Genomic DNA, 26,329 nt, shown 5'->3' on the forward strand with positions numbered 1-26,329 from the left:
ACCGTGCGCCTGAACGGTTCAACGCTCAATCGACGGCAGCTCAACGGTGGCAGGCGCTTGCCTGTCTACGGAGCTGGCCAGGCCGTGGCCACGGTCACTGCCGATCTCGCGGCGACCCGAATCGTCCATGGCGCAGGCGATGCAGTGCAGCACCTGGTCGGCGACTTCCTCGCGAGCGCTATCCGTAAGGCTGGCGGGGTCTGGTTGTGGGCGATGGATGCCAAGCTGACCCAGACCGTTTCACGAAACGGAACAGGTCAGGCTGTCCTCGAGGTGGCGGCCGACCTGTACTACACACGGAAGGTGCTGGGCTTCGGCACGGCCAATCTCGGGCTGGAGTTGCAGGGCCATGTCGGCGTGGTCTTCATCGACGGGCAGGCGACCATCCACCCCATGCTGGTCGAACTTGGTCCGATGAAGCGGGTGATGGGGCAGGGAGTTGCCGCAGTGAGCCTGGCTGGGGAGCTCATGCCATCGGCTATTCGCCGGGTTGCTGCCGAGTTTGTTCCGATGGCGATGGCTGGCTCGCTTGAGGCGTCCCACATTGATGCTGGCGGTGTCCGGCATATCGGTTTCTCGGGTGCTGCGCCATTGCGGTTGGAGGCCCATGACGCCGGAATGCTGCGCCAGGCCTTCATTGGCTCGCTGGACTTCGATCTGCAGGGGGCCGGCAGCGGCACGTTGATCAAGCCCACGCTCGCTGGCGAGGCGGTGATAGGCCTAAGCCTGTCTGGTGGCTTCCACACCGTCCGGAAGATTCAGGGCAGCGTGGTGCTCCAGACGCGTGCTGTAGCTGAAGGGACTGTAATCGTCCGAGGTGAGGGCAAGGCGGTCCTGTCGCTGCTTGCCCAGGCCACAGGCTACAAGCGTACTTACCCTGGGATGGAAGCGACGATCGTCAGCATCGACAGCGAGTTGCGTGGGGGGCGCGTGGCTCGTGGTGCGGGATCAGTCGTGATTGCTCTGGCGGCGGCATGCACAGGTCAGCGGCACCATCTTGGCAAGGGTGTCGCCGTTATCGATGTGATCGGCGAGTCCGACAGCTACCTCAACCCCAATGCCGAAGACCCAACCGAAGAAACCTTCTCTCGGCTGAGCGTGCTGCGCGAATTCTCGCGCTCAGCCACAGCCCGCGAATGGAGACGATGAATGAAGCTGGGGACCTTTCCCAAACAGCCCTCTGAGCGGCTGAGCAAGTCGATCACCTACGCCGATGCGCTGGACGACGGCGATGAGATCGCCACGGTGATGTCCTGCGCGGTTGCCCCGGCCGGCCTGACGGCGGTGCCGACGCTTGTCGATGGTAATCGCGTCCGCCTTTGGGTCAGCGCCGGCGTCGATGGCGTGGCCTACAAGATTACCGTCAAGGTGCAGACCTCTGGCGGTGAAATTTTCGAAGATGAACTGACCTGCCGGGTGCGCGAAGTATGAAGCAGCTCTTTGTGAACAATTTCGCCACCGCATTGGTAGGCGGGGTCGCGGCCGGCGACGGCATTCTGGTCGTGGCCAGCGTCGCTGGACTACCTACTCCAACTGCCGGGGAGTACTTCCTGCTGACCTTGATCGGCCTGGATGCCAACGGCAACGAGGTGCTCTGGGAAGTCGTCAAGGTGACCACCAGGGCTGGCAGCACACTGACGGTTTCGCGCGATCAAGAGGGCACCGGCTCCCGAGATTGGCCGGACGGCACCCTGGTTGAGGCGCGGCTGACCGCCGGCAGCATGGGCGGGAAGCAGGATGTTGCGGTCAACTTGACTGCACTGGCGGAACTTACAGGCGCCCCGAACAGATCAGTGTATTTCACTGCAGCCGGCGCCATGTCGGTGTACGACCTGACGGTGTTCGGGCGACAAGTCAGTGGATGTGCAAACGATGCTGCATTGCGAACGCTGCTGGCCTTGGGCAGTGCAGCAACGCGCAATGCCACCACCTCGGCAACCGATACCACCAGTGAACGCCTGTGGCGAACCAATGACCTGGTGAAGCAAACCGGTCCCAAGGACACCACGGCAGGCAGTGTATTGCTGCAGGGTGCCGGTGGCTGGATGGGCACTGCCCCTGTTCTGACTTCCAACGACTTCGACAACGATTCCACATACAACGGCCTGGTACGAAGCGACAACTCCATTGCGGCCCTCAATGGTCCTCCCGTGCTGGGAGCGAACATGGTCTATACCGCATTGAATGCACGTTTTAACGCTTCTTATGGCTGGCAACTAGGGGTATCCACTTCAGGTGCATCCCCGACTGACGCAGGGGTGCGTGCATTCTTGCGAAATGAGGTGAATAACCTCTGGAGTAACTACGCCGAACTGTGGCACTCGCTGAACTTCAACCCAGCACTGAAAGCCAACACACTTGACGCTTCTTTCTCTGGTACTGCGAACTTCGGTAATGCCCTGCAGGTGAGTACGACCAGCGGTGGTATTGAAGTTGGGCGTCGTGATGGAGTAGCTGGTACTGCTTATATTGATATGCACGCTGGCGCTACCGTCACTGACTATGATGCACGCTTGCAATGCACTACTGGCAACGGCACCGCTGGCCAGGGCACTGTTTTCCTGAACTGTGGCACGCTGGATCTGAACCCGGTAGTTGGTGCGGTACAACTGCGTTATGCCGGAACCCAGAAGCTCGCCACCACGGCTTTTGGTGTCACGGTATCGGGGGGGATTACTGCCAAGCAGCAGGGTGAGACCATGGCCCTGCAAGGCACTGTTAGTGGTGTTGGTTCTACCACCTATATCTCCTTTGAGCAGGATAACGGCACCCGTGACGGTTATATGGGCGTGGCCAGTGCCACCACTACCGACATGTATGTGGCAGCCGATACCGGTGATGTACTCATTCGACCCATCCTGGGAAGTAGCGTGCTGCATGAAGCAGGTGCAGCCAAGCTGACTACCACGCCAACCGGCATCAGTGTGACTGGTCAAGTTGAGTCGTCGTTGCCGACTTACACCAACTTGACCTTGCTGGCTCCGTTCACCTGGGATTCTGCAGGTGATTCGGCCGACTACCACCGTCCGTCCTATACCAAGGTTGATAACGTGGTACGGCTGCGAGGCAAGGTTACGGTCAGTGGCACCCACGCCAATGCCGATACCTTTGGCCTGCGTAACATTGCCGTGCTTCCGGTTGGCTATCGGCCTACCAAACGCAAAGCGTTCACTATCTTCTGGGATTCGGATAGCCCGTTGTACTTTGGTTTTTGCTGGGTGTTCGTTAACACCGATGGCGGCATTTACATAATTGGCCCGAACCAAGGACAACCATACCCATTTACTGAGGGGCATTTCCCTCTAGATCAAATCTGGTTCGACCTGGCCAACTGATCGAAAAAGCCCTGGCTATTGGTGCTCGAATTCCAAGCCAGAGTGTTTTTGCACTTGGAGATACCGAATGAAATTGGCCCTGGCTGCATTCCGTGGCGAAATGCCGATCATCGACGAGCGCCTGCTGCCGGAGCAGAACGCTCAGGTCGCGCGCAATGTGTTCCTGCGCCGCGGCACCCTGAAGCCGGCACGCGCGCCGGCGCCGCTGACTGGGATCCCCTTCGTGGTGGCACCCTCGACCATCTACCGCTATCCGCATGGCAACAACGGCGCTGGCTACTGGATGGTCTGGGGCAGCAGCAAACAGGTGGATGTGGTGAAGTCGCTCCTGGCTAATGATGCCTGGAGCCGCGTCTACTGGACGGGCGACGGCTATCCAAGGATGGGCGGGATCGCCCAGATCACAGCAGGAGCTCAGCCGTACCCGAGCAGCAGCTACCGTCTGGGCATTCCAGCGCCGGCCAGTGCTCCGGTGGCGACTGTGCCTGGGGATCGTGTTGGCGTTGATGATCAGCCGATTACTGCTGTGCAGGCGACCTATGTGGTTACCCTGATCAGCAACTTCGGCGAGGAGGGCCCGCCGAGCCCGCCGAGTACTGCGATGCTGCGCTGGGACATGGTCGATGACGCCCCGGCCGGTGGAAACCTGGTGCTGGCGCTGCCGCCAGTACCGAGCGGGCCGCACAACATCGTCAGCAAGCGGATCTACCGGGCAGAGGCTGCCGGAGTATTCCAAGAGGTGGCCACGGTGCCGGCCGCGACTGGTGCCCATATCGACAACGTGGCAAGCGAGTCGATGGGCGTTTCATTGCCCTCGCTGGAATGGGACATGCCGGACGCGCGCATGGTGGGCCTGACGGCGCTGCCGGGCGGCTTCATGGCGGGTTTCTTCGACAACACCCTGTGCTTCAGTGAGGCCTTCCGACCACACGCCTGGCCGGTTTCCTACCAGATCGCCATCCCCGAGAAGGTGGTCGGCATCGCAGCCATCGCCGGAGGCCTGGTGGTGGCCACCAATGGGCGACCGCACATGATCACCGGCTCTTCGCCGGCGGGTATGGCCGACTCCCTGCTGGACGAGCTGCAGCCCTGCGTCTCGCGCCGATCCTTGGTCGACATGGGCGAGTACGCTGTTTATGCGTCACCGAGTGGCCTGGTGGCCGTGGGCGGTGGCGAGGCCAAGCTGCTGACCGAGCAGTCCATCTCAAAAGAGCAGTGGCAGGCGCTGCGCCCTGAGACCATCCACGCTTACCGCTACGACGGCCGCTACCTGGCCTTCTATCAGGGCGGCTGCTTTTCCTTCACCCCAGGGGATGGCTTCGAGTTCTACGACATCAGCGCTTCGGGTGGCTGGTTCGATCTCGACAAGGACACGCTGTGCTTGATCCAGGGCAACAGCATCGTCAGCTGGGAGAGGGGGGCGGCCATGCCGATGCGCTGGCGCTCCAAGGTCTACGAGGTGCCGCCCGGGGCCGGCAACTTCTCCTGCGCCAAGGTGATCGCTCGGGAGTATCCGGTGATCCTGCGACTGATCGCCGACGGCGAGGTCTGCGAGATGAGCGTCGAGAGTCGCGACATTTTCCGGTTGCCGGATGGGTATGCTGATAGTCGTGACTGGGAGATCGAAGTGCAGGGCACCCGAGAAGTCCAGTCGATTCAGATCGCGACCTCGCCCAGCGAGATTGTGTAACCGCTTGCCGTGAGGCACCGATGACAACGAAGAGAATTACGCTCCCGGCGCTTTCGGCGAAGGCGCCGAGTGAGCTGCGTCCGCTGATGCAGGCGATGATGGAAATCATCGAAACGGGCGAGGGTGTTCGTGGCAATAAGCTGGATCGAAAACTGACCTTTCGTGATCTGCTTGACGGAGGCGTGGCTGGCCTGCGTGTGCCGGGCAATCCAGATGGCGGCCTGGTCCCTATCACTCCAAACCCCGACATGTCGGTGCCGCCGGCGCCGACCGGGTTCCTCGCCGATGGCAGTTTCTTCGGCCTGATTCACCTGAGCTGGGACCCACCCCACGAGGCCTACAACAACCACGCCTACACGAACCTCTATCGCGCCGAGGTGGATGACTTCGGCAAAGCCCTGTTGATCGGGCGCGAGGCCGGCATGTTTTACAGCGACAAGGTGCGTGACGACGCGGCCAGTGTCGAAAACCCTCTGGAGATGCCGGGCTTCTACTACTGGGTCACCTTCACCAGTACCTCTGCGATCGAGGGCCCCCCAAACTCGCCAAACGGCACTTTCGCCAGGCCGCTGCCGGATGCGGCCTACTTGCTGGGGCAGCTTTCCGGACAGCTCGGCGAGTCTGAGCTGGAGGAAGCGCTGCGCGAACGCCTCGACGGCTTCGGCACGAGTATCCAGCAGCAGTCCCAGGTGGTGCAGGGGCTCTCGGCGCAGTTCACCCTCAAGCTAGACGTGAACGGCTATGTCTCCGGCTTCGGCGCCTACAACGACGGGAAGACCGCCGACTTCGCCGTGCTCGCCGACCGCTTCTGGATCGCACGGCCCGGGGCTACCAAGTCGGCCGTGAAGCCGTTCATGGTGGTGGACGGCAAGGTCTACATCGACAGCGCATTCATTCGCCAGGCCTCGATTCAGGAAGGCCACCTTGGCCCGATCACCTTCGGCAAGCTGATTGACGGTGAAGGGCAGCCCGTCACCACGCTCGCCGGCCTGCTGCGCGCCGACATGCTCGATGTCGACAGCCTGCGGGTAAGCGATGCCAACATCGCCGGGATATTGCGATCCAGCCAGACAGGCGGCAACGGGCGGCCGCGCTGGATGCTCGACAAGGCCGGCGGGCTTGAGCTCAACAGCGCCGGCAGCAGCGGTGGTATGGAGGTGCGAGACAACGTCATCAAGATCAAGGACGAGTCAGGCCGCCTGATGGTCCAGCTGGGGAACCTTGAGGCATGACCTTCGGACTACTGATCAAAGACAGCCGAGGCCGCGTGGTTCTTGATCCGGACACTTTCACCGTTCGGCTGATTGCGACCTTCGAGGTTCCATCTGGTGCCTGGAAGGTGCCCGTCCGCTTCAACGTGCCACTGGCTGCCGCTGGCATGTTCGCGACGGCGAGCCCCAAGGGACAGTTTCGATACCAGCCAAATCCCCTGCAGTACGTCAGCAACTCTCCCAGTGGGCCTGGCCCAGTCGGCACACGAATGCCTGGGTTTCTGGTCGGTGATGGCTTCGTTGAGCTGTTCCCGCCGATGCCTGGATCTGGTGCCGGGTTCGATGGCAATTTATCGGTCTACGTGTTCGCCTACATATGAGCAACTTCGGTCTATTCGTCCGCGGCAACCGCGGCAACCTGATTCTGGATGGCACCAACCCGGTGCTGGTCCAGCGTGAGACGGGAAACATCCACGTCACCTGGACGTCAGCAAAGGGCATGGGGTTGTACTATCAGGGGTATGGGGCATGTGAAGTTGTTTACCAGACCCCCGTTCCGACTCAAGAGCCGCCGCTGGTCTTCGGCACGCCGGATAGCATTTCTGCCGGTGGTATCGGGCATTTCACCCACCGAGGTGGTCCGGGCAATTGGACTGGCTTCTGCATGACCTTCATCGACTCGCTTCGCTATCGGGTGCGCCGCATCAGCAGCAGTAACCCAGTTGGCCCGCGGGTAGGCCAGTTCACCGGCTGGCAATATCGGGTCTGCTCTTTCGGGCAGCTACCGCAAAGCACGGCGAAGTGGGGCATGCGCCTCTGGAGCAAGACGCTTCGCAGCGATCATGAGCTGATTTTCGATAGCGGCTGGCCGCTGGTCCCATTCCGAGGGCTGCTGCAGGACTGGGTGCAGAACGGATCCGGCGGCTACTATGAGCCCGAGTCGTACTGGGGCAACTCATTCTGGAACTCGACCCAGATCGATGATGCCAACCGATACGGGGAATACCGGCATACCTGGGGCGAGGGAAGCGATCTGGGCATCTTGCTGTCTTCGCTATGCGCGATGGACGTGGTGGCCGACGCGGGGAACAACATCAGAATCAAGACGCTGCCCATGATCGGCTTCCATGATTCAAGTCGGCAGAACCTGTATTGCACACTGGCTTACGGGACGATTCAGCATGCCGGCACAGCAGGCCCAGCGCTCAACAACTTCGGCCTGCTGACTGCTGATTTCAGCCGCACCTGAGCCTTGCTATCCTTCGCTCATTCATTGTCGGGAGACAACGATGCCACGCTCAAACGAGCGCGAGTTTCTGCAGCATGTGCTGCAGGGGCAGCACGCGCCAATCCTGTTTTGCGAGACCCTGTTTCGCATTTCCCAAGCCCTTGACGACTTGATCGACAAGGACCGTCCAATCTCTGACGACGCGATCTATGAGGCCTTCTGGGAGGCGCTGATCGAGTTGCCGGCGAATCCTTTCTACCGTGCACACGAGCCCTATCTGCGCCCGCTCATGGCGGCAGCGCTGCAGGATTGGCGTGACAGCGTGCGCCTTGAGCGCAGCGGCAAACACCACAGCAGGACCCTGGCATTTGTACTGCGCGACCAGTTGACCAGCGTGGTGGTGCAGTGCGCCTACCTGGTCGGTGGCCGTGACTGGATGCAGAAGGTGTCCGAGGAAGTGCGCCTGCACTTCCACGAGGATGCACTGCAGGACTACCTCAACGAATTAGACACCGGGAGGGCCACGGTATGAGTGGGGGCGGAAAAAAGGGTGGCGATAACACCATCAAGGACACGCCAGAGCAGCGCTATGCGGCCCAGATCGCGGCTGAGAAGTGGAATTACGCGCAGGAAGTGCTGGCGCCGCTCGAGGACGAGTACATGCAGCGGGTCGACCAGTTCGACTCGGCCGGGCGCATGAGCTATCTGCGCGGCGTAACCAATCAGTCCTCGCAGGCGCAACTGAGCCAGGGCCTCGCCGACGTTGGTGGCCAGCTCGGCCAGGCCGGCATCAACCCGAACAGCGGGCGCTGGGGCGGAACGATGACCGACTTCGCCGGCGAAAGCGCGCTGCAGGGTGGGGAGACCATGGGGCGTGCCCAGTTCCAGCAGACCGCGGAGAAAACCCGTGGCCTGCAGAACGTGGTGGCGATCGGTTCAGGACAGGCGGGCCAGGCACAGACTGGTCTCAGCGATATTGCATCTCAGTCGGCTATCGACGCACGGCATGAATCGGCGAATGCCTTCAACCGCCGATCGGCAAATCTGCAGCTGCTTGGTGGTATCGCTGGCGCAGGTGCGAATTTCGCTATGGGCAAGCTGGGTACGAGTGGCAACGGGAGTGCAGGGCTCAACCTGCAGGGGCAATCGCAGCCGCTGACCAATAATCCGGCCTACGTGAGGAACATGTGATGGCAGGCATCTATCTCGACCCGAAGGCCTCCTTCCAGGGCGACCAGGGGGCCTCGAAAGTCTTGGGGCAGCTGTACCGGGCCCAATGGGATGACTGGAAAAGCCGGTTCCGCCCATACATCGATCAGTTGGCTGGGATGGCCAACTCTACGACTTTCGCTGGTGAGCAGGGCGGTGTCGCTGCAGCAGCGGTGAACACCAGCTATGCCAACGCCGGCGAAGCGCTGCAACAGCAGCGCGCAGGGCTCGGGATCCAGCAGACTCCCGCGCAGCAGGCGGCTGAGCAGCGGAAGCTATCGCTCGGCCAGGCTGCCGACTCCGTTGGCGCCTACAACCAGGCGCGCATCTCTGCCCGCGACCTGCAGGACCAGATCCTGGCGGGGGGCATGGGCCTTTCCAACATCCCGAATACCGGGCAAGTACAGCAGGGGTAACACGTCATGGGATACGGACTACTCGGCCTGAAGAACCAGATGGAAGGCGAGGCAATGCAGGGGCTCAAGGACTTGAGCCAGCAACAGCAGCAGAGCAAGGCTTTCGAGGATCAGCAGAAGCAGGCTCAGGAATCCCAGACCCGTCAGTCCCAGGTTGGCATGGCCACCACTGGGGCAATGATGGGGGCTCAGGTTGGCGGCCCCTGGGGCGCTGCAATCGGCGGCGCAGTCGGCCTGCTGGCCGGCTCGTTCATGTGAGGAGATGAGATGAGCGGACTTGATACCCGCGGCGCCTGGGATGGCTTCCGCGAAGGCTTCCAGCTGATGGACAACTACCAGGCGCGGCAGGCAGCGCAGCAGAACGCAGACGAGCAGATCGCCATGCAGCAGCGCGGTCTGGAAATGCGCGATCGCGAGATGGTGGAAAACCGTGATCTGGCCAATCGTCGCTTTGGGCTGGACGAGAAGCAGATGGGGCAGCAGCAACAGCAGTTCGAGCAGCGGCAGGCTCTGGACGAGCGCCGCCTGGGGATTGCCGACAAACAGTTCGAGCGGCAGATGCGCGCGGATGACCGTCGCTTTGGCCTGCAGGAGCGTGAGTTTGGCATGCGCATGCAGGAGCAGAACCGAGAGCAGGACATGCAGATCCTGCGCGCGGCCTACGGCAAGATCGCCGAGGGTCAGGAGCTGGGCGATGATGAAACCGAGGCGTTCAAGCGTTACCCCTGGCTGGCGCCCTCGCATGTGGCCGACCCGCGCATGGAAGCTGCGGTGAAGCGTGCCGCCCAGGTGTTGGACCCGAACGACCCTGCCGATGCCAACGACCCTGAGTCGCTGGAGGCCATCAACTACATGTTCGGCCCGAACATCCAGCGCGGCGACGGCGGCAAGAAGCGCATTGTGGGTGTTTACCCGGGCCAGAAGCCTGGCACGCTGGCTTTTGAGGTGGGTGTTACGCGCGAGGATGGCTCGACGTACAACGCGCCGATGACCAAGAACCGCGGCACTGCCGATGATGACGAGGTGATGCAGGTCCCGATTGAGGACGTGATGAATCGCGTGGCCGGCTATAAATCCCTGCAGGGTGTGCTGCAGTCCTCTGGCGGGCGCGAGCGTGCCGTGGCTTTCGGTCAGCGCCTGGGCCTGGTCAATCAGTTCGACAACAAGGACGCCCCGGCCGACGTGCAGACTGCGAAGTGGCTGGTCGGCTCTGGTGCTGCGCCTGATGTCCAATCCGCCTGGTCCATGGTGCGCGGTGCCCGGGGCAAGAGCCGCCAGGACTTCGCGCTGGACTATGCGAAGATGATCACCAGCGGACAGGACCCAATGGCTGAAACCCAGATTTCGGCCGACCAGGCTTTCCAGACAGGTCTCGACATGTTCGACCGCCTCAACGGCGGCCAGCAGCAGGTGGCGCCGAAACAGGCCGGCCAGCGGCCTGGTGCAGCCAGCGGCCAAGAGCCGCAGGACGCTGACGGAGAAATCCGCGCTATGGGGCTCTGGTAAGAGCCCACGACATACCATCACTGCCGGGAGGCATCGATGCAGAACGAGAACAGCCAACCTCGCCGTTGGGCTGATGTGGCCGCCAGCGAGCAATTCCGCACGCTGGAGCCCGAGCGCCAAGAGCGCGCCCGCCAACTCTACTTCGAAGACGTGGTACTGCCGCGCGTGCCGACCGGCATGGAACAGCGTGCTCGCGAGCTGTTCGACCAAGACTCGCTTGGCGCTATCGGGCAGCCGGCCAAGCAGGACCAGGGCGAAATTGGCGCCATGGATTTTGCCAAGGAGACCGGAGCCGGCCTGCTGAAAGGCACTGGTGCAATCGTCAGCGGCCTGGGCGACATGATTCGTCCCGACGACAACGGGCTGTCCAACAAGCTGCCCGATGGTACCGAGCTGCCGGAGATTCCGACGCTGCGCGGTGCGATTGCCGATGCTATTGATCCAGCCGCGCGCGCGGCCGGTAGCTGGCTGGGCGAGAAGGGCCAGGCTGTCGCTGATAGCAAGAGCCAGGCGGCCAAGGAAGCTCTCGCGAAGAGCACCCCTACCGGCGACATTCTGGCCCCCGACACTTGGGACATGGGCCAAGACCCGAGCCTGGCAGGCTACGGCCTGCAGATGTCCGGGCTGGTAGGCCAGTTTGCCCCTGCCGCGGCGACTGTCGTTGCGACTCGCGGTAAGGCAGGGCTGCAGATGCCGGCAATGGCCGCGGTCGGTGGCCTGCAAGCTGGCGGCGCTGCCGGTGACGAGGTTGAACGGCGCATTGCCGGCACTTCCGATCAGGAGCTGGCCGCGCAATCGCCTGTATACCGCGAACTGCGCGAGAAAGGCCTGGACGAGAAAGCGGCCCGGCAGGAACTCACGATCCTGGCGCGCGACGGTGCATTCGAGGGAGCTGCGCCGGTCGGCGCCCTGGGCGGTGCTGCCACGCAATTCGCGCTCGGCCCACTGCAGCGCATCATCGGTGGCGGCATTGGCCGTCGCCTGGCTGGTGGCCTGCTTATTGACGCACCTGTCGAGGGCATGCAGGAAGTCGCGGAGACGGTGGCCGCCCGCGCAGGCGTGAACGACGCCACTGGCGAAGATCGCAGCCTTACCGAAGGAACTTTCGGCGATGCGCTGCTGGGTACGCTCGGCGGTGCTGGCCATGCCAGCCTCGGCGCCGTGATGGGCGAGGGCAAGGCCGAGGGCCGCCAGCGTGGCGCCCAGGCCGATGCTGACTTCGACAACACCCCAGAGCCCGCTGCATTGCCTGCGCCAGACCGCGCCGCGCTACCAGCGCCAGAACAGGTGTTCTACGCCGACCAGCAGGGCAACGTGCAGGACACTGGCCCAGTGCGCAACGTGGACGGCCAGCAGCAGCCAGACCAGCAGGCTCGCAGCTGGGTGAACCCGCAGAACGATCCGGCCCGCGCCGCCGGCGGCCCAGGCATGGAGCAGCAGGTACCGCGCGGCGAGCCGGCCCCGCTGGAAGGGCAACTGCAGCTTGGCGCTCGCCAGCAGCAGGCTGAGCCGCAGCGCGATCCGCTGACCATCGACGCCGAGCCGGGGCGGGCTGCTCTGCCGCCGCCGGAGACCATCGTGGTCGACGCCCAGGGCAATGCCCAACGCGGCGCCGTTGCTCCGCAGATCCCGGCCGAGCAGGTGCAGGGCGGGCGAGGCATGGACCAGCAGGCGCCGACCGCGCAGTTCCGCGACCGTAGCCAGGTCGAGATGCTGCACAAGCCCAACGGCAAGCCGTTCGATGCTCCCAAGGGCGCCGAGGCCAGCAAGGTATTCCGCGATGCGCGCGCCGCCGGCCGCTCGCCGCGCGTGGTTCCGGTGAAAGGTGGCTATGCCATCCAGATCCAGCAGGAGCCGGTGCGCCATGAGATGCGCCCGCTGGACATCAAGGCCAACGAGGCCGCCACTTCGCCGACCAATGATCTGTCCGCGCCGACTGCCGCCCAGATCGAGGCTGGCAACTACAAGAAAGGCAAGGTGCGGGTGCACGGCCTGGAGCTGTCCATCGAGAACCCGCGCGGCTCCGAGCGCAGCGGCCAGCGCCCGGACGGTAGCGAATGGCGCCACACCATGAGCGATCACTACGGCTATATCCGGCGCACCACCGGCGCCGACGGCGAGCAGGTCGACGTGTACCTGGGGCCGCAGGAGGAGAGCGACCAGGTGTTTGTGGTCGACCAGCTCAACCAGCAAGACGGCAGTTTCGACGAGCACAAGGTAATGCTCGGCTATCCCGACGAGGAGTCGGCAGTGGCCGCGTACCGCAGCAACTTCGACGCCGACTGGCAGGTGGGCAAGGTATCGGCCATGCCGGTGACTGAGTTCAAGGGCTGGTTGAAGGGCGGCGACCTGGCCAAGCCGGCGGCCGATATCGGCGGCGAAGTCGAGCTGGAGACTGACCAGCAGCCAGCCGTAGAGCAGGAAACCGAACTGCAGCTCCAGGCCGAGCAGAAGGCGAAGATTCAGGACTTCGGCGAGAAGATCGGCGGCGCCCGCAAGGACCGCGCCGTATCCACCGGGCCGCGTCCTGCCCGCGCGAGCGACAACGACACTCGGCCGGCCTGGGCGCGCCGCTTCGATATTTCGGAGGTGGTCAGCAGCACCAACCCGGGAGAGGTCGGCCGCTGGGAAGTGCGCGACAACCGCCTCAAGGACTGGATGAAGCAGCCCAAGAAGGTCGGCAGCTACGCCTCCCGCGAGGAGGCAGAGCAGGCCGTGCCGCTGATCGCGGTTGCCCAGAAGCACCGCGTTGTGTCGCAGCGCCAGGGCGACGGTGATGGTTTCGAGATCTGGCGGACCATCAACGACCGTAAGCGCGTGAAGGTCGTCGACCAGGTGTTCCCGACTCGTGAGGCGGCCATGGAGTACATGGCGACCAACGCGCAGCAGATCGTCGAGACCAACACCACCTTCGGCGAGGCCGACCTGCCACGGCCGGAGAACGGCCAGCGCATCGGCGCTACCCGTCGTGAGGGCCCGGTCAAGGACAGTGCCTTTATCGACACCTTCGGTTTCCGCGGCGTCGAGTTCGGCAACTGGAACAACCAGGAGGAGCGACAGCAACTGCTCGACGATGCCTACGACGGCCTGCTCGACCTCGCTGAGGTGATGGACATCCCGCCGAAGGCGATCAGCCTGAACGGCGAGCTGGCCCTGGCCTTCGGTGCTCGTGGCCACGGCTTGAGCGGCGCCCGCGCGCACTACGAGCCGGCTAAGGCTGCGATCAACCTGACCAAGATGAACGGCGCCGGCTCCCTGGCGCACGAGTGGTTCCACGCCCTGGACCACTATTTCGGTCGTCAGGATGGGAAGGCCTCGGCCGAGTGGGTGATCGACGAGGACGGCACCCGCTCGCTGAAGACCTCCGGAACTTTCGAGCGCGAGGCGGTGAGTTCCGGCTTCCGCCGGTCTGGCTCCGGCGTGCGCCTGGAAGTGCGCCAGGCCTACACCTCATTGATGGACACCATGCAGCGCAAGGCCGAGCAGTACGTCGAGGACACCGCGCGCGCCGATGCCTTCGTGGCCCGCTCCCGCAAGGAGGTAGCCGACCGGCTGGATCGCCTGCGCTCTGACATGGCCGAGCAGAAGGACCCGAAATACTGGAAGCGCCACAACAAGCCGGCGAGCGCCGAGCAGTTGGCCGCATTCGACACCGTGGCCCAGCAGATCCTCGACGGCGTGCAGTTGGAGACCGAACTGCGCTCGACCAAGCCAGACGCCCCCGTGAGGCGCCGCAACGCCTTCAGCGGCATGCGCTGGACCAACGATGCCCTGGAGCAGATCAGTGCGATCTACAAGGCCGTGCGCGGCCGCAGCGGCTTCAACGCCGACAACAACGGCGAGCTGGACCGCCTGCGGGGCGTCATGTCCGGATACTCGTCGCGGCTGAAGATGCTGGCCGATGCGCAGGAGGGCGGCGAGAAGACCAAGCAGGTGCCGACCCAGTTTGCTATGGATGCCAAGGAGCTGGACCAGGGCCGCGGCACTGACTACTGGACCACCCCGCACGAGATGGCGGCGCGTGCCTTCCAGGGCTACGTGGAAGACAAGATCGCCGAGCAGGGCGGCGGCAGCCCGTTCCTGAACTACGGTCCCGAGCATGCGGCCATCCCCACGCCCTGGGGCTGGAAGCGACCATTCCCGACGGGCGCAGAGCGCAAGGCGATCAACCAGGCCTTCGGCAAGCTGGTGGATGCCATCGAGACCCGCGAGACCGAGGCCGGCGTCCAGCTGTACCGCCAGGGCGCCGAGCAGCAGGAAGCGCCGGAGTCTGGTGTGCAGGTGTCGGCCGATCAGCTGCGCGAGGCCCTGAAGGCTGCGCCGGAGCTGGCCGGCGTCGAGGTGGTGCAGGATTTCGAGGACCTGCCACTGTCGACCCGCACCCGCGCCAAGCGTGACGGCGTGGCCCCCGAGGATCTGCGCGGCGTGCGCAGCTCTGGGAAAACCTACGTCGTCGCCAGCAACCACAGCAGCCTGGCCGACGCGATCTACACCGCAGTGCATGAGGAGGTCGGGCACCGCGGCATTCGCGGGCTGCTGGGTGAGGAGCTGGACGCCACCATGGAACGGCTCTATTCCAGCCAGCAAGCCACGGCGAAGGGCCGGCAGCGTATCGGCCAGATCCGCGACGCCTATGCCTCCGTGCTGGAGAACCTGGACGCCAAGCAGCAGCGCGTGCTGGTCGCTCAGGAGATGGTCGCCCACCTCCTCGAGGACGGCGATCGGCCGACCATGTTGCAGCGCGTGCTGTCGAAGATCCGCGAGCTGCTGCGCCAGATGTTCCCTCAGGTGGCCTGGACCTATACCGACATCCTGGCCCTGGGCGAGCAGTCGCGCGCATGGTTGCGCCGGCAGAACGGCCAGCAGGACGCCGACAAGGCGGTGCTGTACTCCCGCCGCGGCTGGTCCGAAGAGTTCCCGGATACCGTGCTGGCGCACCCACTCAGCTTCATGAACAACCACCCGGACTACGAGGCGGCCAAGGCCGGCGACGATGCCGCCGCGCTGCGCCTGGCCCGTGATGCCGTGAGCCCGGAGTTCGTGGAGCAGGTGCGGGCGCTGATCCCGAAAGGCAGCAAGCCGCGCATTGTGCCGGTGCTGGCCGTCGAGGGTGCAGGAAAGAACCGCATTCCGCTTGCCGCAGCGAAAGTGCTGGCCAAGCAGCTCGGCCTGCAGGTGGATGACAACCCGGTTCAGGCAGAGAAGGTCGGCCGCACCCAGGCCAACGCCTTGGAGCGCATCGCCAATCAACCGACCTTCGCCGGCGACGTGGCCGAGGGCGACTACCTGATTCTCGACGACACCCTGACCCAGGGCGGGACCCTGGCCCAGTTGAAGACCCACATTGAGGACAACGGCGGTCGGGTACTGGGGGCGATCGCCTTGACCGGCAAGAACTACTCGCGGAAACTTGCCGTAGATCCCAACACCCTGGCTGAAATCCGTGGCAAGTACGGCGAAATTGAACCCTGGTGGCGTGACTCCTTCGGCTACGGCTTCGAAGGCCTCACCCAGTCTGAAGCTCGAACACTCCTCACGTTCGACAAGGGACAGCTATCGCCTGAGCAAATCCGAGATCGAATCGCTGCGGCGCGAGATGAAAGCCTCAGCACGGTGGATGGACGAGCAGCTGGAAATCGATCCGGAACTGAAGCACCTGTAGACCCCGACGAGAACCTCTACTCGTTGGCCGGCGCCCGCCGGCCGCATGTCGCTGATGCCCACCCCGACCTGAATGCCGACGAGCAGGATGCACTGCGCAAGATCGCGCCGCGCACCGTTCGGCAGCGCGCCATCGACTGGTACCGCGAGCACACCGACCGCCTGATGACCAAACTCCGCCGGGGCCTGGTCGACAAGTACGCGGCGCTCAAGGAGATGGACGAGGCGCTGAACGGCACCGACTTCCTGGAGTCCTCGATCACGTCCAGCGCCTGGGTACTGGCCCGCATGGCGCCGGCCGCCGCCGGCGCGCTCAACGCCATGATGCACAACGGCCGCATCGTGCTGGACCAGCAGCAGAAAGTGATCGGCATGCGCGACGACGGCAGCATGGGCCTGGGCGAGGTGTTCTCGCGCCTGGGCGACGCCGCCGAGATCGAGCGTTTCATGGGCTGGATCGCCGGCAACCGCGCCGCCAAGCTGGCCGCAGAGGGCAGGGAAAACCTGTTCGACGCCAAGGACATCGCCGCGCTGAAGGGCATCAATCGCGGCACCACCGCCGACGGTCGCGCCCGCGCCAAGGTCTACGACGAGGTGTTCCGCGAGTTCCAGCAGTACCGGGACGACGTGCTGGCCATCGCCGAGCAGACCGGCATCATCAGCCCGGAGAGCCGCGCCATGTGGCGGGACGAGTTCTATGTCCCGTTCTACCGGGTGATGGACGAGGAGGCCAAGGCAGGCGGCCCGCGTGCGGCCAAGGGCCTAAGCCGGCAGGAGGCGTACAAGAAGCTGAAGGGCGGCAAGCAGAACCTTAACGATCTGCTGGAAAACACCCTGATGAACTTCCACCACCTGCTGACCTCCAGCCTGAAGAACCAGGCCGCTGTGCAGGCTGTCACCAATGCTGAGCAACTGGGGATCGCCAAGGTGGTGCCGGAGGTAGCGCGCGACCCGAAGACCTCGACCTTCGTGCTCAAGGCTGGGGAGCGGGTTTTCTACCAGGTGGACGATGCGCTGGTATTCGAAGCGCTCACCTCGCTGGCAGATCCAGGCCTCAACAACCTCGCGGTGCGGGCGATGGCCATGTTCAAGCGGGTCTTCACCAACATGACCACAATTACCCCGCAGTTCATCCTGGCCAACTTCCTGCGCGACTCTATGCAGGCCGCAGCCACCACGCCGGTCAGCAAGAACATCCCGGCCAACATGTTCCAGGGGATGAAGGCTTTCCGTGACGAGAAGACGCGCGCCCAGATGCTGGCCAGTGGCGGGGCATTCAGCTTCGGCCATATCTATGGCGCTGATCCGGAGGAGGTGAAGGCCGGGCTTCGTCGTGGCCTGCGTGGCGCCAAGCTGGTGGACGGGCCGAAGCTGGTACCGAAGCTGTTGGTTGCGGGCTGGGATGCCTACAACGCCTTCGCCAACACTGCCGAGAACGCCAACCGGGCGGCGGCCTTCCTGCAGAACCAGGACAAGGGGCAGCTGCGGGCAGCATACGAGGCTCGCGACCTGATGGACTTCAGCCAGGAAGGCGCCTGGCCGGCGGTGCGCTTCCTGATCCGCGTTGTGCCGTTCCTCAATGCGCGCCTGCAGGGTCTGGACAAGCTGTACCGCGCGGGCGCGAAACCGGCCGTGCTGGTGGCATTCGGCAAAGGGACCGCCAGCGACCGCCAGGCCGCTGCCCGCTTCGGCGTGGTCACCGGTGCCCTGGCGATGGCGAGCATGCTGCTGTACCTGTCGAACCACGACGACGAGGAATACCGGAAGCTCGAGGATTGGCAGAAGGACAGCTACTGGTTCTTCCGCATCGGCGATCAGGCGTTTTTCATCCCGAAGCCTTTCGAGGTTGGTGCCGTGTCGACCTTGGCCGAGCGCCTGGCCGAACAGGCCATTGACGACAAAGCCAGCGGAAAGCTGTTCCGCGACCGGCTCTGGGCGATGGTGACGCAGACTTTCGCATTCTCACCGGTGCCGCAGGCCTTCCAGCCGGCGCTCGACGTGTACTCGAACAAGGACGCCTTCACCGGTCGCCCCATTGAGAGTGCCGGCATGGACAAGATCAGCCCGACGCTGCGTGCCAGGGCCAGCACCACGGCGCCGGCACACCTGATTTCAGAGGCCACGTCGGTGCTGGGTGACGACCTCACCCTGTCGCCGCTGCAGGCCGACCACCTGATCCAGGGCTACCTCGGCCAGGTCGGCGCCTGGGGCGCCGGCATGATCGACACGATCTGGCGCACGGCCAACGGCGAGGAAGAGCCGGCCAAGCGCTGGCATGAGTACCAGCCGATCCGCCGCTTCTACAAGGACCTGGGCGCGCCGGCACCTTATGACCGCTACAGCACGCTGTTCTATGAGGGGCTGAAGGAGTCCGGCCGGGTCTATGCCGACGTGAAGCGCCTGCAGGAGCTGGGCCGCATGGACGAGGCGCGCGAGCTGGTAGGCGAGAAGCGCGACATGCTGGCGCTGCGCAAGCCCCTAAGCCAGGTGCAGCGGCAGCTGAGCACGATCAATGCGCGAATGGACATCGTGCGGCTGGGGAATTGGGACGGCGAGCGCAAGCGCGCGGAGCTGGATCGGCTGACGGTGATCAAGAACCGGATCACCGAGATCGCAGGGAAGCGGATCGAGACGGTACGCGCTGACGAGTAATCAGCGCCGCCAGCGAGGGTTGCGGCCAGCATGGAAGCAGGCCCAGCCCATGACGCCGAACAGCAGCATGGGCACTTTCACCATGATGGCGATGGCCATGCAGAAGAGGGGGATTCCGGCCAGGCTGACCAGCAGCCAGCCGCTGGTCGTCTGCCAGTGCTTGGGCATCTGGGTCATCACTAGGCCGCCCAGGAAGAGGAGGCCGGTTACCCCGGCCCCGAAGTCGATCAGCGTCATTCAGTAGCAGCCGTATTGGTTGCAGCTCGACTGGTAGGCATTGCCGTCTGAGTCGGTGCCGCTGTTGTAGGTGGTCCCGCCGATTCTGGTGCTGGTGCCGTTCCAGCTACCGCCGTCTGCAGCGTTGCCGTTGTGGTAGGTGGTGTTGCCGATCGAGGTGCTGGTCTGGTTCCAGTTCGACCCGTTGGCGCCGTAGCCCTGCACGTTGGTGGTGTTGCCGATGCGCTGGACGTCATAGGTGTTGCCGTTGTCGTCGGTGCAGGTGCTGTAGCTGTCGGTGCCGACGCAACTGGCAAAGGCTGGAGATGCTGCGGCGATGGCCAGGGCCAGGCCGGCGAGGATTCGTTTCATCTGGTCGCTCCTTGCGGGTAGTGGTGCTGTCGAGGATAGGGGCGGTTATGGCCAAGTGCCAGGGCCTAGTTAATCAAGGAAAGTTCTCACCCAAGACTTTCTTCGCAGAGTGTCTGATTTCGACGCTAATGCAAAAACGAAGAACTCGTACATGTGCGGAATTACCTGAAGGCTGATGTTGTTTCTTTCTTCGTAACTCCCTGCTTCATAGGTTATTGATCTCAGCGTGTCATACAGCGGCTCAATAAATTGAATGAGTCGCCAGACCATGTGCGGCGCTATCATCTTTATCTTGTGCAATCTCCACGCATAATCAAACCAAGTCATCGGGTGGCCGTCAAAATCTAACGTTGGCGAGTAGCCAGCTATTCCCAATTGATCCATTTGATACATGGTCTGTTCGGCGCATTTGTTGAGCCTAGTTATTCCAATATCGAGATCGGCCGCCTCACAGCAGATGGAATACCATTTCCCCAGCGGGCCTGGGTCTGGTGTCGAGTTGCTTAGCTCGCTCAGATTGTAATAGCGTGCGTGGCCTGCAAATTCCTGCAGGAAATCTAGAATCAAATCATCAATGCTTCCGCTCAAAGGTGGCGATAGTTTCTCGACAGCCCACTTATTGTGAATATCAAGGGCGCGGATATACGCCTCCTTTATGTGGTGCCCGTACTTTCTTAGTAGCTTGTCGGATGGTGGGGTATAGCTGTTTTCAAGAAGATAGTTTGTAGTTATGACGAGCTTTAATATGCGCTCCATTCCAATGGTTAGCTGGAAAAACGCAGCATAGAACTTCCCAATATTCTTTTCGTCGAGATTTGCCTTCAACAGCAAATCAATTCCAGACAGTAGAGAAGTTCTGGCTAGGTGCCCTTCTTGTTGCAGCAGGGAAAAGGTACGGCTGAATCGCAAGTCGCGCATGGGGCCATCCTGGGCGGCGGTGAGTGCTGCTGCAGAGTAGCTTTTTGTGAGGTGGAATGGGGAGCGTAGGACGTTGCCCAGAACGGGCGAGGAGGGGTCAGCAGCTTGGGGCATTTTTTGGGGCAAAGCTGGGTTTTGCGGGGTGTTTCTGGTGGGTCTAGTGGGCTGGAGGCCTTATAAATCCACGCATGAGCCACCAAGGCACACCATGAAAAATTGCATGGTGATATTTGCGGTGGAGATCAAAGGGCTTACCTATCAATAACTTATGGCTGGCTGGATTTTGCTGATAGCGATTTGATACCAATATTCAGCTTTTCCAGTTCGCTCCAGTCGGAGCTTGAATTGATCCAGCGGGCGTACGTCGACAACAACATCTGGACGCTGTGGCCCAATTGCTGAGAGATGAATGCGGGGTTCATACCGGACATTAGGCGTATTGTCGCATAGGTGTGACGACAGTTATATGGCGGCCGGTAGCGGATGCGGAGGGCTGCAAGGGTAGGGCGTCACTGGTGATGCACATCAGACGTCTGTTTCACGAACTCGTTGTTCTTTGATGGCGGGATGAAAAACGGGGTGCTGGTGACTTTCCCCGCACCTTTTTTGCGGAGCTCCGCATACTCTTTGGCATAGGCCAGGGCATGCATCGCGCGGTTGTTCAGCAGCACGAACCGGTCGTTGTTGCGCGTGCCCTTGGTAATCTCCCGGCTATCCAGCCAGAGCTGAGCATATTCGCCGAAAGCAAGCATGCCTGAGGTGCCGGGGCATCTTCTTCCGGGGAAAGGAAGGAATAGAATTTTGTGTGACCATGGTCTATTTCAGTCACTTGTTGTCTGTATCCGGACTGATCTGTAGGCTATGCCCCATGAACAAGACACTCTCTCCCATAGTTACAGTTCGTGGTCCGGTCGATCACGAAGTGCGCAACCAGATCGTGGCCGCGGCCAAAGAGCACTTCAGTCTCTATGGTTACGAAAAGACCACGGTCTCCGATCTGGCCAAGGCCATCGGCTTTTCCAAGGCCTATATCTATAAGTTCTTCGAGTCCAAGCAGGCCATTGGCGAGGCGATCTGCGCCAATTGTCTGCGCCAGATCGAGACCGAGGTCAGGGCCGCCGTCGATGAGGCCGAGCGTCCGCCGGAGAAGTTGCGGCGGATGTTCAAGGCACTGGTCGAGTCGAGCCTGCGCCTGTTTTTTCAGGACCGTAAGCTCTTCGAAATCGCCGCTTCGGCGGCGACCGAGAACTGGCAGGCGGCGCGCGCCTATGACGGGCGTATCCAAGAACTACTCAAGGATATCCTGCAGCAAGGCCGGCAAAGCGGAGACTTTGAGCGCAAGACGCCCCTCGATGAAGCAGTGATGGCGATCCATCTGGTTATTCGTCCCTACCTCAACCCTCTACTCCTGCAGCACGGCCTCGATTACACCGACGAGGCACCGCTCCTGCTGTCCAGTCTGATACTGCGTAGTTTATCGCCATAGCGGTTGTGACTATTGACTAAATTGGTCACTAGATACAAAGTGAGGTTCCCTATGACTTTGCGACGGGTTCCTCATGTCTCGGTGCAGCCTCCTTCTGTCCACCCTCATCGGCGTGATGCCGTTTGCGCTGGTCGCTTGCGGCGAAAAAGCGCCATCCGATCCACGCACTGACGCACCGCTGGTGCGGGTTGCCACCGTCCAAGGGGCGGTCTCTGCGTCGCGTTCCTTCACCGGCATCGTCGCGGCTCGCGTCCAGAGCGACCTGGGCTTTCGGGTGTCTGGCAAGGTTTTGCAGCGGCACGTGGATACCGGTCAAACGGTCAAGCGCGGCCAGGTACTGCTGAGCCTCGATCCCGTCGATCTGAAGCTCGCCGCCCATGCGCAGCGCGAAGCGGTTGCCGCTGCGCGAGCGCGAGCGCAGCAGGCCAGTGATGATGAAGCCCGTTATCGCGCCCTGCGCGGAACCGGCGCGGTATCGGCGTCTGCCTACGATCAGTTCAAGGCTGCGGCGGATACGGCCCGAGCGCAGCTCAGCGCGACCGAGGCCCAGGCCGAAGTGGCTCGCAATGCGACGCGCTATGCCGAGCTGCTGGCCGATGCCGATGGCATCGTCATGGAAACGCTGGTCGAGCCCGGCCAGGTCGTCAATGCCGGGCAGCCCGTGGTGCGGTTGGCGCATGCCGGGCCACGGGAGGCGGTCGTGCAGTTGCCGGAAACCCTGCGCCCTGCGGTCGGTTCCGCCGCCCAGGCGACGCTCTTCGGCAAAGAGGACATCAGCGTTGCAACCAGTCTGCGACAACTCTCGGATGTTGCCGACCGCCTGACCCGTACCTTCGAAGCACGCTACGTACTGGAAGGCGAGCTGGCCAACGCGCCGCTGGGCACCACCATCACCTTGCAGATAGCCAATGGGCAGGCGCATGGGTCAAACGACCTGCAGGTGCCGATCGGTGCCCTGTACGACGCGGGCAAGGGGCCGGGAGTGTGGGTCATTCAGGGCGAACCGGCACAGGTGGCCTGGCGGCCGGTCATGGTGCAGCACCTGGATGACGAACACGCACGCATCACTGGCCCGCTCCAGCAAGGCGAGCAGATCGTTGCGCTCGGCGTGCACCTGCTGCGCGAAGGTCAGCAGGTGCGGGTGGCTGGCCAACCTGCTGTCGCGGCAGTCGAGGGTGTCCGCCCATGAGCGAGAGTCCTTTCAACCTCTCGGCGCTCGCCGTACGCGAGCGCTCCATCACCCTGTTTATGGTCTGCCTGATCACCCTGGCGGGGCTCGTCGCGTTCTTCAAGTTGGGGCGGGCGGAAGATCCGGCCTTTACGGTCAAGGTGATGACCGTCGTGACTGCCTGGCCGGGTGCCACCGCCCAGGAGATGCAGGATCAGGTCGCCGAGAAGATCGACAAACGCCTGCAGGAACTGCGCTGGTACGACCGCAGTGAGACCTACACCAGACCCGGGCTGGCCTTCACGACGTTGAGCCTGCTCGACACCACTCCGCCTGCGCAGGTGCCGGAGGAGTTTTATCAAGCGCGCAAGAAGATCAACGACGAGGCGAAGACGCTGCCGGCTGGCGTGATCGGCCCGATGGTCAACGATGAATACTCCGACGTCACCTTCGCCCTGTTCGCGCTCAAGGCCAAGGGCGAGCCGCAGCGCCGGCTGGTGCGCGACGCGGAGACATTGCGCCAGCGGCTGCTGCATGTGCCGGGGGTGAAGAAGGTCAATATCATCGGCGAGCAGGCCGAGCGCATCTTTGTCGAGTTCTCCCACGAGCGCCTGGCAACCCTGGGCATCGGCCCGCAGGAGGTGTTCGCCGCGCTCAATGGCCAGAATGCCCTGACACCGGCAGGTTCGGTGGAAACCAAGGGGCCGCAGGTGTTCCTGCGTCTGGACGGTGCTTTCGATGAACTGCAGAAAATCCGCGACACGCCGGTGGTGGCGCAGGGGCGGACGCTGAAGCTGTCGGATGTCGCCACGGTCACGCGCGGTTATGAAGATCCGGCGACCTTCCTGATCCGCAATGGCGGCGAACCGGCCTTGTTGCTGGGCATCGTCATGCGCGAAGGCTGGAACGGCCTCGACCTGGGCAAAGCCCTGAACGACGAGGTGAGTGCGATCAACACCGAGCTGCCGCTGGGTATGAGCCTGAGCAAGGTCACGGATCAGTCCGTCAATATCAGCGCGTCGGTCGACGAGTTCATGATCAAGTTCTTCGTCGCGCTGCTGGTGGTGATGCTGGTGAGCTTTATCAGCATGGGCTGGCGGGTGGGCGTGGTGGTGGCGGTGGCCGTGCCGCTGACCCTGGCGATGGTTTTCGTGGTCATGGCCGCGAGCGGCAAGAACTTCGACCGCATCACCCTGGGCTCGCTGATTCTGGCATTGGGTCTGCTGGTGGACGACGCCATCATCGCCATTGAGATGATGGTGGTGAAGATGGAGGAGGGCTACAGCCGCATTCAAGCCTCCGCCTACGCCTGGAGCCACACCGCGGCGCCGATGCTGTCCGGCACCCTGGTCACCGCCGTCGGCTTTATGCCCAATGGCTTCGCCCGTTCCACGGCGGGCGAGTACACCAGCAACATGTTCTGGATCGTCGGCATCGCGCTGATCGCCTCCTGGCTGGTCGCTGTGCTGTTCACCCCTTACTTCGGGGTCAAGTTGCTGCCCAACATCAAAAAGGTCGAGGGTGGGCATGACGCGATCTACAACACTCAGCGCTACAACCGCTTTCGCCAACTGCTGAGCCGGGTCATCGCGCACAAGTGGCTGGTTGCCGGCTCGGTGGTCGGGCTTTTCGTCGCGGCCGTGCTCGGTATGGGCCTGGTCAAGAAGCAGTTCTTTCCGATCTCCGACCGACCCGAAGTGCTGGTCGAGGTGCAGATGCCCTATGGCACCTCGATCGCCCAGACCAGCGCCGCCACGGAGAAGGTCGAGGCCTGGCTGGCCGCGCAGGAAGAAGCGCGGATCGTCACGGCCTATATCGGCCAGGGTGCGCCGCGCTTCTTTATGTCCATGGGGCCGGAGTTGCCGGATCCTTCGTTCGCCAAGATCGTGGTGCGTACCGACAACCAGGACGAGCGCGAGGCGTTGAAACATCGGCTGCGTCAGGCGATTGCCGAGGGCCTGGCCAGCGAGGCGCGGGTGCGCGTCAGCCAACTGGTGTTCGGCCCGTACTCGCCGTTCCCGGTTGCCTACCGGGTCACCGGCCCGAACCCGGACAAGCTGCGTGAAATCGCCGCCGAGGTACAGCAGGTGATGGATGCCAGCCCGCTGATGCGCACGGTCAACACCGACTGGGGCACGCGCGTGCCGACGCTGCACTTCAGCCTGCAACAGGACCGCCTGCAAGCCGTGGGGCTGACCTCCAGTGCCGTCGCCCAGCAACTGCAGTTTCTGCTCAGTGGCGTGCCCATCACCGCCGTGCGTGAGGACATCCGTACGGTCCAGGTGATGGCCCGTGCGGCCGGGGATATCCGCTTCGACCCAACCCGGGTCATGGACTTCACCCTGGCCGGTGCTGATGGGCAACGCATCCCGCTGTCGCAAATCGGCGAGGTGGAGGTGCGCACGGAAGAGCCGATCATGCGCTGGCGCGACCGCACGCCGACCATCACCGTGCGCGGCGACATCGCCGAGGGTCTGCAGCCGCCGGATGTATCCACGGCCATTACCCGGCAGCTGCAGCCCATCATGGAGCAACTGCCAAGCGGCTATCGCATCGAGCAGGCGGGCTCTATCGAGGAGTCGGGCAAGGCGATGGTGGCGATGTTGCCGCTGTTCCCGATCATGTTGGCGGCCACCCTGATCATCATCATTCTGCAGGTGCGTTCGATCTCCGCAATGGTCATGGTCTTCCTGACCAGCCCGCTGGGGCTGATCGGTGTGGTGCCCACGCTGATCCTGTTTCAGCAGCCATTCGGCATCAACGCGCTGGTCGGCCTGATCGCGCTGTCGGGCATCCTGATGCGCAACACGCTGATTCTGATCGGGCAGATCCGCCACAACGTACAGGCCGGCCTGGATCCCTTTAGCGCGGTGGTCGAGGCCACTGTACAGCGCGCCCGGCCGGTGATTCTCACTGCGTTGGCCGCGATTTTGGCGTTCATCCCACTTACCCATTCAGTGTTTTGGGGCACGCTCGCCTACACCCTGATTGGCGGCACCCTGGCCGGCACCGTGCTGACGCTAGTGTTTCTGCCTGTCATGTATGCCATCTGGTTCAAGATCAAGCCCGGAAGTTGCCGAGTCCAAGAAGCACAGCCGGCATAAATGCACAGCGCGCGAGCGGGGCCGGTTGATGCAGCCTCAGAAAGACATTCGGGTTGCTCTGAACGTGTTGCGCGCTCGCCGTGCAATATGCCGGAGCAGTTGGATTACGGATGGCGATACAGCCGTAAAGCGAGGTAGCTCATGAGTGCAGACCCCG

Annotated in this window: 19 protein-coding genes and 1 pseudogene; 16 read left to right on the plus strand and 4 right to left on the minus strand. The window is 63.0% G+C overall.

Annotated elements, in window-relative coordinates; translation table 11 throughout:
* Positions 1 to 3: 3 nt before the first annotated feature.
* The 13 genes from F3I16_RS16100 (at position 4) to F3I16_RS16160 (ending at position 18,908) form a co-directional block, all read left to right on the plus strand.
* The gene (locus F3I16_RS16100; protein WP_160494569.1) at positions 4 to 1,149 is read left to right on the plus strand and encodes a hypothetical protein; all 1,146 of its coding nucleotides are present in this window, start codon (positions 4 to 6) and stop codon (positions 1,147 to 1,149) included.
* Entirely contained in the window at positions 1,150 to 1,431 is a 282-nt protein-coding gene (locus F3I16_RS16105; protein ID WP_160494570.1) for a hypothetical protein, read from the plus strand.
* A complete protein-coding gene (locus F3I16_RS16110) occupies positions 1,428 to 3,335 on the plus strand; it encodes a hypothetical protein (RefSeq protein ID WP_160494571.1) in 1,908 nt (635 codons plus the stop codon). The genes F3I16_RS16105 and F3I16_RS16110 overlap by 4 nt, the downstream gene beginning before the upstream one ends.
* Before the next feature lie 67 nt (positions 3,336 to 3,402).
* On the plus strand, positions 3,403 to 5,025 hold the full coding sequence (locus F3I16_RS16115; protein ID WP_178116680.1) for a hypothetical protein: 1,623 nt from the start codon (positions 3,403 to 3,405) through the stop codon (positions 5,023 to 5,025).
* A gap of 98 nt (positions 5,026 to 5,123) precedes the next feature.
* A complete protein-coding gene (locus tag F3I16_RS16120; protein WP_160494572.1) occupies positions 5,124 to 6,257 on the plus strand; it encodes a DUF1983 domain-containing protein in 1,134 nt (377 codons plus the stop codon).
* Complete coding sequence (locus F3I16_RS16125) at positions 6,254 to 6,616, plus strand: hypothetical protein (RefSeq protein WP_160494573.1); 363 nt, start codon at positions 6,254 to 6,256, stop codon at positions 6,614 to 6,616. Before F3I16_RS16120 ends, F3I16_RS16125 begins: the two co-directional genes overlap by 4 nt.
* Positions 6,613 to 7,485: a hypothetical protein gene (locus F3I16_RS16130; RefSeq protein WP_160494574.1), complete on the plus strand. Its 873-nt coding sequence runs from the start codon at positions 6,613 to 6,615 to the stop codon at positions 7,483 to 7,485. The genes F3I16_RS16125 and F3I16_RS16130 overlap by 4 nt, the downstream gene beginning before the upstream one ends.
* A 40-nt stretch (positions 7,486 to 7,525) precedes the next feature.
* On the plus strand, positions 7,526 to 7,996 hold the full coding sequence (locus F3I16_RS16135) for a hypothetical protein (RefSeq protein WP_160494575.1): 471 nt from the start codon (positions 7,526 to 7,528) through the stop codon (positions 7,994 to 7,996).
* Positions 7,993 to 8,655 carry a hypothetical protein gene (locus F3I16_RS16140; protein ID WP_160494576.1) on the plus strand — a complete coding sequence of 221 codons (663 nt, stop codon included), beginning with the start codon at positions 7,993 to 7,995 and terminating at the stop codon, positions 8,653 to 8,655. The genes F3I16_RS16135 and F3I16_RS16140 overlap by 4 nt, the downstream gene beginning before the upstream one ends.
* Positions 8,655 to 9,089: a hypothetical protein gene (locus F3I16_RS16145; protein ID WP_160494577.1), complete on the plus strand. Its 435-nt coding sequence runs from the start codon at positions 8,655 to 8,657 to the stop codon at positions 9,087 to 9,089. Before F3I16_RS16140 ends, F3I16_RS16145 begins: the two co-directional genes overlap by 1 nt.
* 6 nt (positions 9,090 to 9,095) lie before the next feature.
* Positions 9,096 to 9,347, plus strand: coding sequence for a hypothetical protein (locus F3I16_RS16150; protein ID WP_218573274.1), 252 nt, complete (start codon positions 9,096 to 9,098; stop codon positions 9,345 to 9,347).
* 9 nt (positions 9,348 to 9,356) lie between these two features.
* On the plus strand, positions 9,357 to 10,595 hold the full coding sequence (locus tag F3I16_RS16155; protein WP_160494578.1) for a hypothetical protein: 1,239 nt from the start codon (positions 9,357 to 9,359) through the stop codon (positions 10,593 to 10,595).
* A gap of 36 nt (positions 10,596 to 10,631) precedes the next feature.
* Complete coding sequence (locus tag F3I16_RS16160) at positions 10,632 to 18,908, plus strand: LPD38 domain-containing protein (RefSeq protein ID WP_160494579.1); 8,277 nt, start codon at positions 10,632 to 10,634, stop codon at positions 18,906 to 18,908.
* Here F3I16_RS16160 and F3I16_RS16165 read toward each other — a convergent pair whose 3' ends face one another.
* The 4 genes and pseudogenes from F3I16_RS16165 to F3I16_RS16180 form a co-directional block, all read right to left on the minus strand.
* Complete coding sequence (locus tag F3I16_RS16165) at positions 18,909 to 19,145, minus strand: hypothetical protein (RefSeq protein WP_160494580.1); 237 nt, start codon at positions 19,143 to 19,145, stop codon at positions 18,909 to 18,911. It abuts the gene before it with no gap.
* Entirely contained in the window at positions 19,146 to 19,496 is a 351-nt protein-coding gene (locus tag F3I16_RS16170; RefSeq protein ID WP_160494581.1) for a hypothetical protein, read from the minus strand.
* 69 nt (positions 19,497 to 19,565) lie between these two features.
* On the minus strand, positions 19,566 to 20,414 hold the full coding sequence (locus tag F3I16_RS16175; protein WP_160494582.1) for a hypothetical protein: 849 nt from the start codon (positions 20,412 to 20,414) through the stop codon (positions 19,566 to 19,568).
* A 266-nt stretch (positions 20,415 to 20,680) separates the two neighbouring features.
* A pseudogene (locus tag F3I16_RS16180) lies at positions 20,681 to 21,100 on the minus strand (site-specific integrase); the annotation flags it as partial.
* Positions 21,101 to 21,282: 182 nt separating this feature from the next.
* Here F3I16_RS16180 and F3I16_RS16185 point away from each other — a divergent pair.
* From F3I16_RS16185 to F3I16_RS16195, 3 genes are all read left to right on the plus strand, one after another.
* Positions 21,283 to 21,900 (plus strand): TetR/AcrR family transcriptional regulator, encoded by a 618-nt coding sequence (locus tag F3I16_RS16185; RefSeq protein ID WP_160494583.1) that lies wholly within the window; start codon positions 21,283 to 21,285, stop codon positions 21,898 to 21,900.
* Positions 21,901 to 21,973: 73 nt separating this feature from the next.
* A complete protein-coding gene (locus F3I16_RS16190; protein ID WP_160494584.1) occupies positions 21,974 to 23,089 on the plus strand; it encodes an efflux RND transporter periplasmic adaptor subunit in 1,116 nt (371 codons plus the stop codon).
* Positions 23,086 to 26,172: an efflux RND transporter permease subunit gene (locus F3I16_RS16195; protein WP_160494585.1), complete on the plus strand. Its 3,087-nt coding sequence runs from the start codon at positions 23,086 to 23,088 to the stop codon at positions 26,170 to 26,172. Before F3I16_RS16190 ends, F3I16_RS16195 begins: the two co-directional genes overlap by 4 nt.
* The last annotated feature ends 157 nt before the right edge of the window (positions 26,173 to 26,329 follow it).

The organism is Pseudomonas sp. L-22-4S-12, from assembly GCF_009799935.1.
Classification (GTDB): Bacteria; Pseudomonadota; Gammaproteobacteria; order Pseudomonadales; family Pseudomonadaceae; genus Aquipseudomonas.

Excerpts from the sequence above, each read along its gene's own strand:
- F3I16_RS16105 (WP_160494570.1), top strand. The coding sequence starts at position 1,150 with ATGAAGCTGGGGACCTTTCCCAAACAGCCCTCTGAGCGGCTGAGCAAG.
- F3I16_RS16110 (WP_160494571.1), top strand. The coding sequence starts at position 1,428 with ATGAAGCAGCTCTTTGTGAACAATTTCGCCACCGCATTGGTAGGCGGG.
- F3I16_RS16115 (WP_178116680.1), top strand. The coding sequence starts at position 3,403 with ATGAAATTGGCCCTGGCTGCATTCCGTGGCGAAATGCCGATCATCGAC.
- F3I16_RS16120 (WP_160494572.1), top strand. The coding sequence starts at position 5,124 with ATGGAAATCATCGAAACGGGCGAGGGTGTTCGTGGCAATAAGCTGGAT.
- F3I16_RS16125 (WP_160494573.1), top strand. The coding sequence starts at position 6,254 with ATGACCTTCGGACTACTGATCAAAGACAGCCGAGGCCGCGTGGTTCTT.
- F3I16_RS16130 (WP_160494574.1), top strand. The coding sequence starts at position 6,613 with ATGAGCAACTTCGGTCTATTCGTCCGCGGCAACCGCGGCAACCTGATT.
- F3I16_RS16135 (WP_160494575.1), top strand. The coding sequence starts at position 7,526 with ATGCCACGCTCAAACGAGCGCGAGTTTCTGCAGCATGTGCTGCAGGGG.
- F3I16_RS16140 (WP_160494576.1), top strand. The coding sequence starts at position 7,993 with ATGAGTGGGGGCGGAAAAAAGGGTGGCGATAACACCATCAAGGACACG.
- F3I16_RS16145 (WP_160494577.1), top strand. The coding sequence starts at position 8,655 with ATGGCAGGCATCTATCTCGACCCGAAGGCCTCCTTCCAGGGCGACCAG.
- F3I16_RS16150 (WP_218573274.1), top strand. The coding sequence starts at position 9,096 with ATGGGATACGGACTACTCGGCCTGAAGAACCAGATGGAAGGCGAGGCA.
- F3I16_RS16155 (WP_160494578.1), top strand. The coding sequence starts at position 9,357 with ATGAGCGGACTTGATACCCGCGGCGCCTGGGATGGCTTCCGCGAAGGC.
- F3I16_RS16160 (WP_160494579.1), top strand. The coding sequence starts at position 10,632 with ATGCAGAACGAGAACAGCCAACCTCGCCGTTGGGCTGATGTGGCCGCC.
- F3I16_RS16165 (WP_160494580.1), bottom strand. The coding sequence starts at position 19,145 with ATGACGCTGATCGACTTCGGGGCCGGGGTAACCGGCCTCCTCTTCCTG.
- F3I16_RS16170 (WP_160494581.1), bottom strand. The coding sequence starts at position 19,496 with ATGAAACGAATCCTCGCCGGCCTGGCCCTGGCCATCGCCGCAGCATCT.
- F3I16_RS16175 (WP_160494582.1), bottom strand. The coding sequence starts at position 20,414 with ATGCGCGACTTGCGATTCAGCCGTACCTTTTCCCTGCTGCAACAAGAA.
- F3I16_RS16185 (WP_160494583.1), top strand. The coding sequence starts at position 21,283 with ATGAACAAGACACTCTCTCCCATAGTTACAGTTCGTGGTCCGGTCGAT.
- F3I16_RS16190 (WP_160494584.1), top strand. The coding sequence starts at position 21,974 with ATGTCTCGGTGCAGCCTCCTTCTGTCCACCCTCATCGGCGTGATGCCG.
- F3I16_RS16195 (WP_160494585.1), top strand. The coding sequence starts at position 23,086 with ATGAGCGAGAGTCCTTTCAACCTCTCGGCGCTCGCCGTACGCGAGCGC.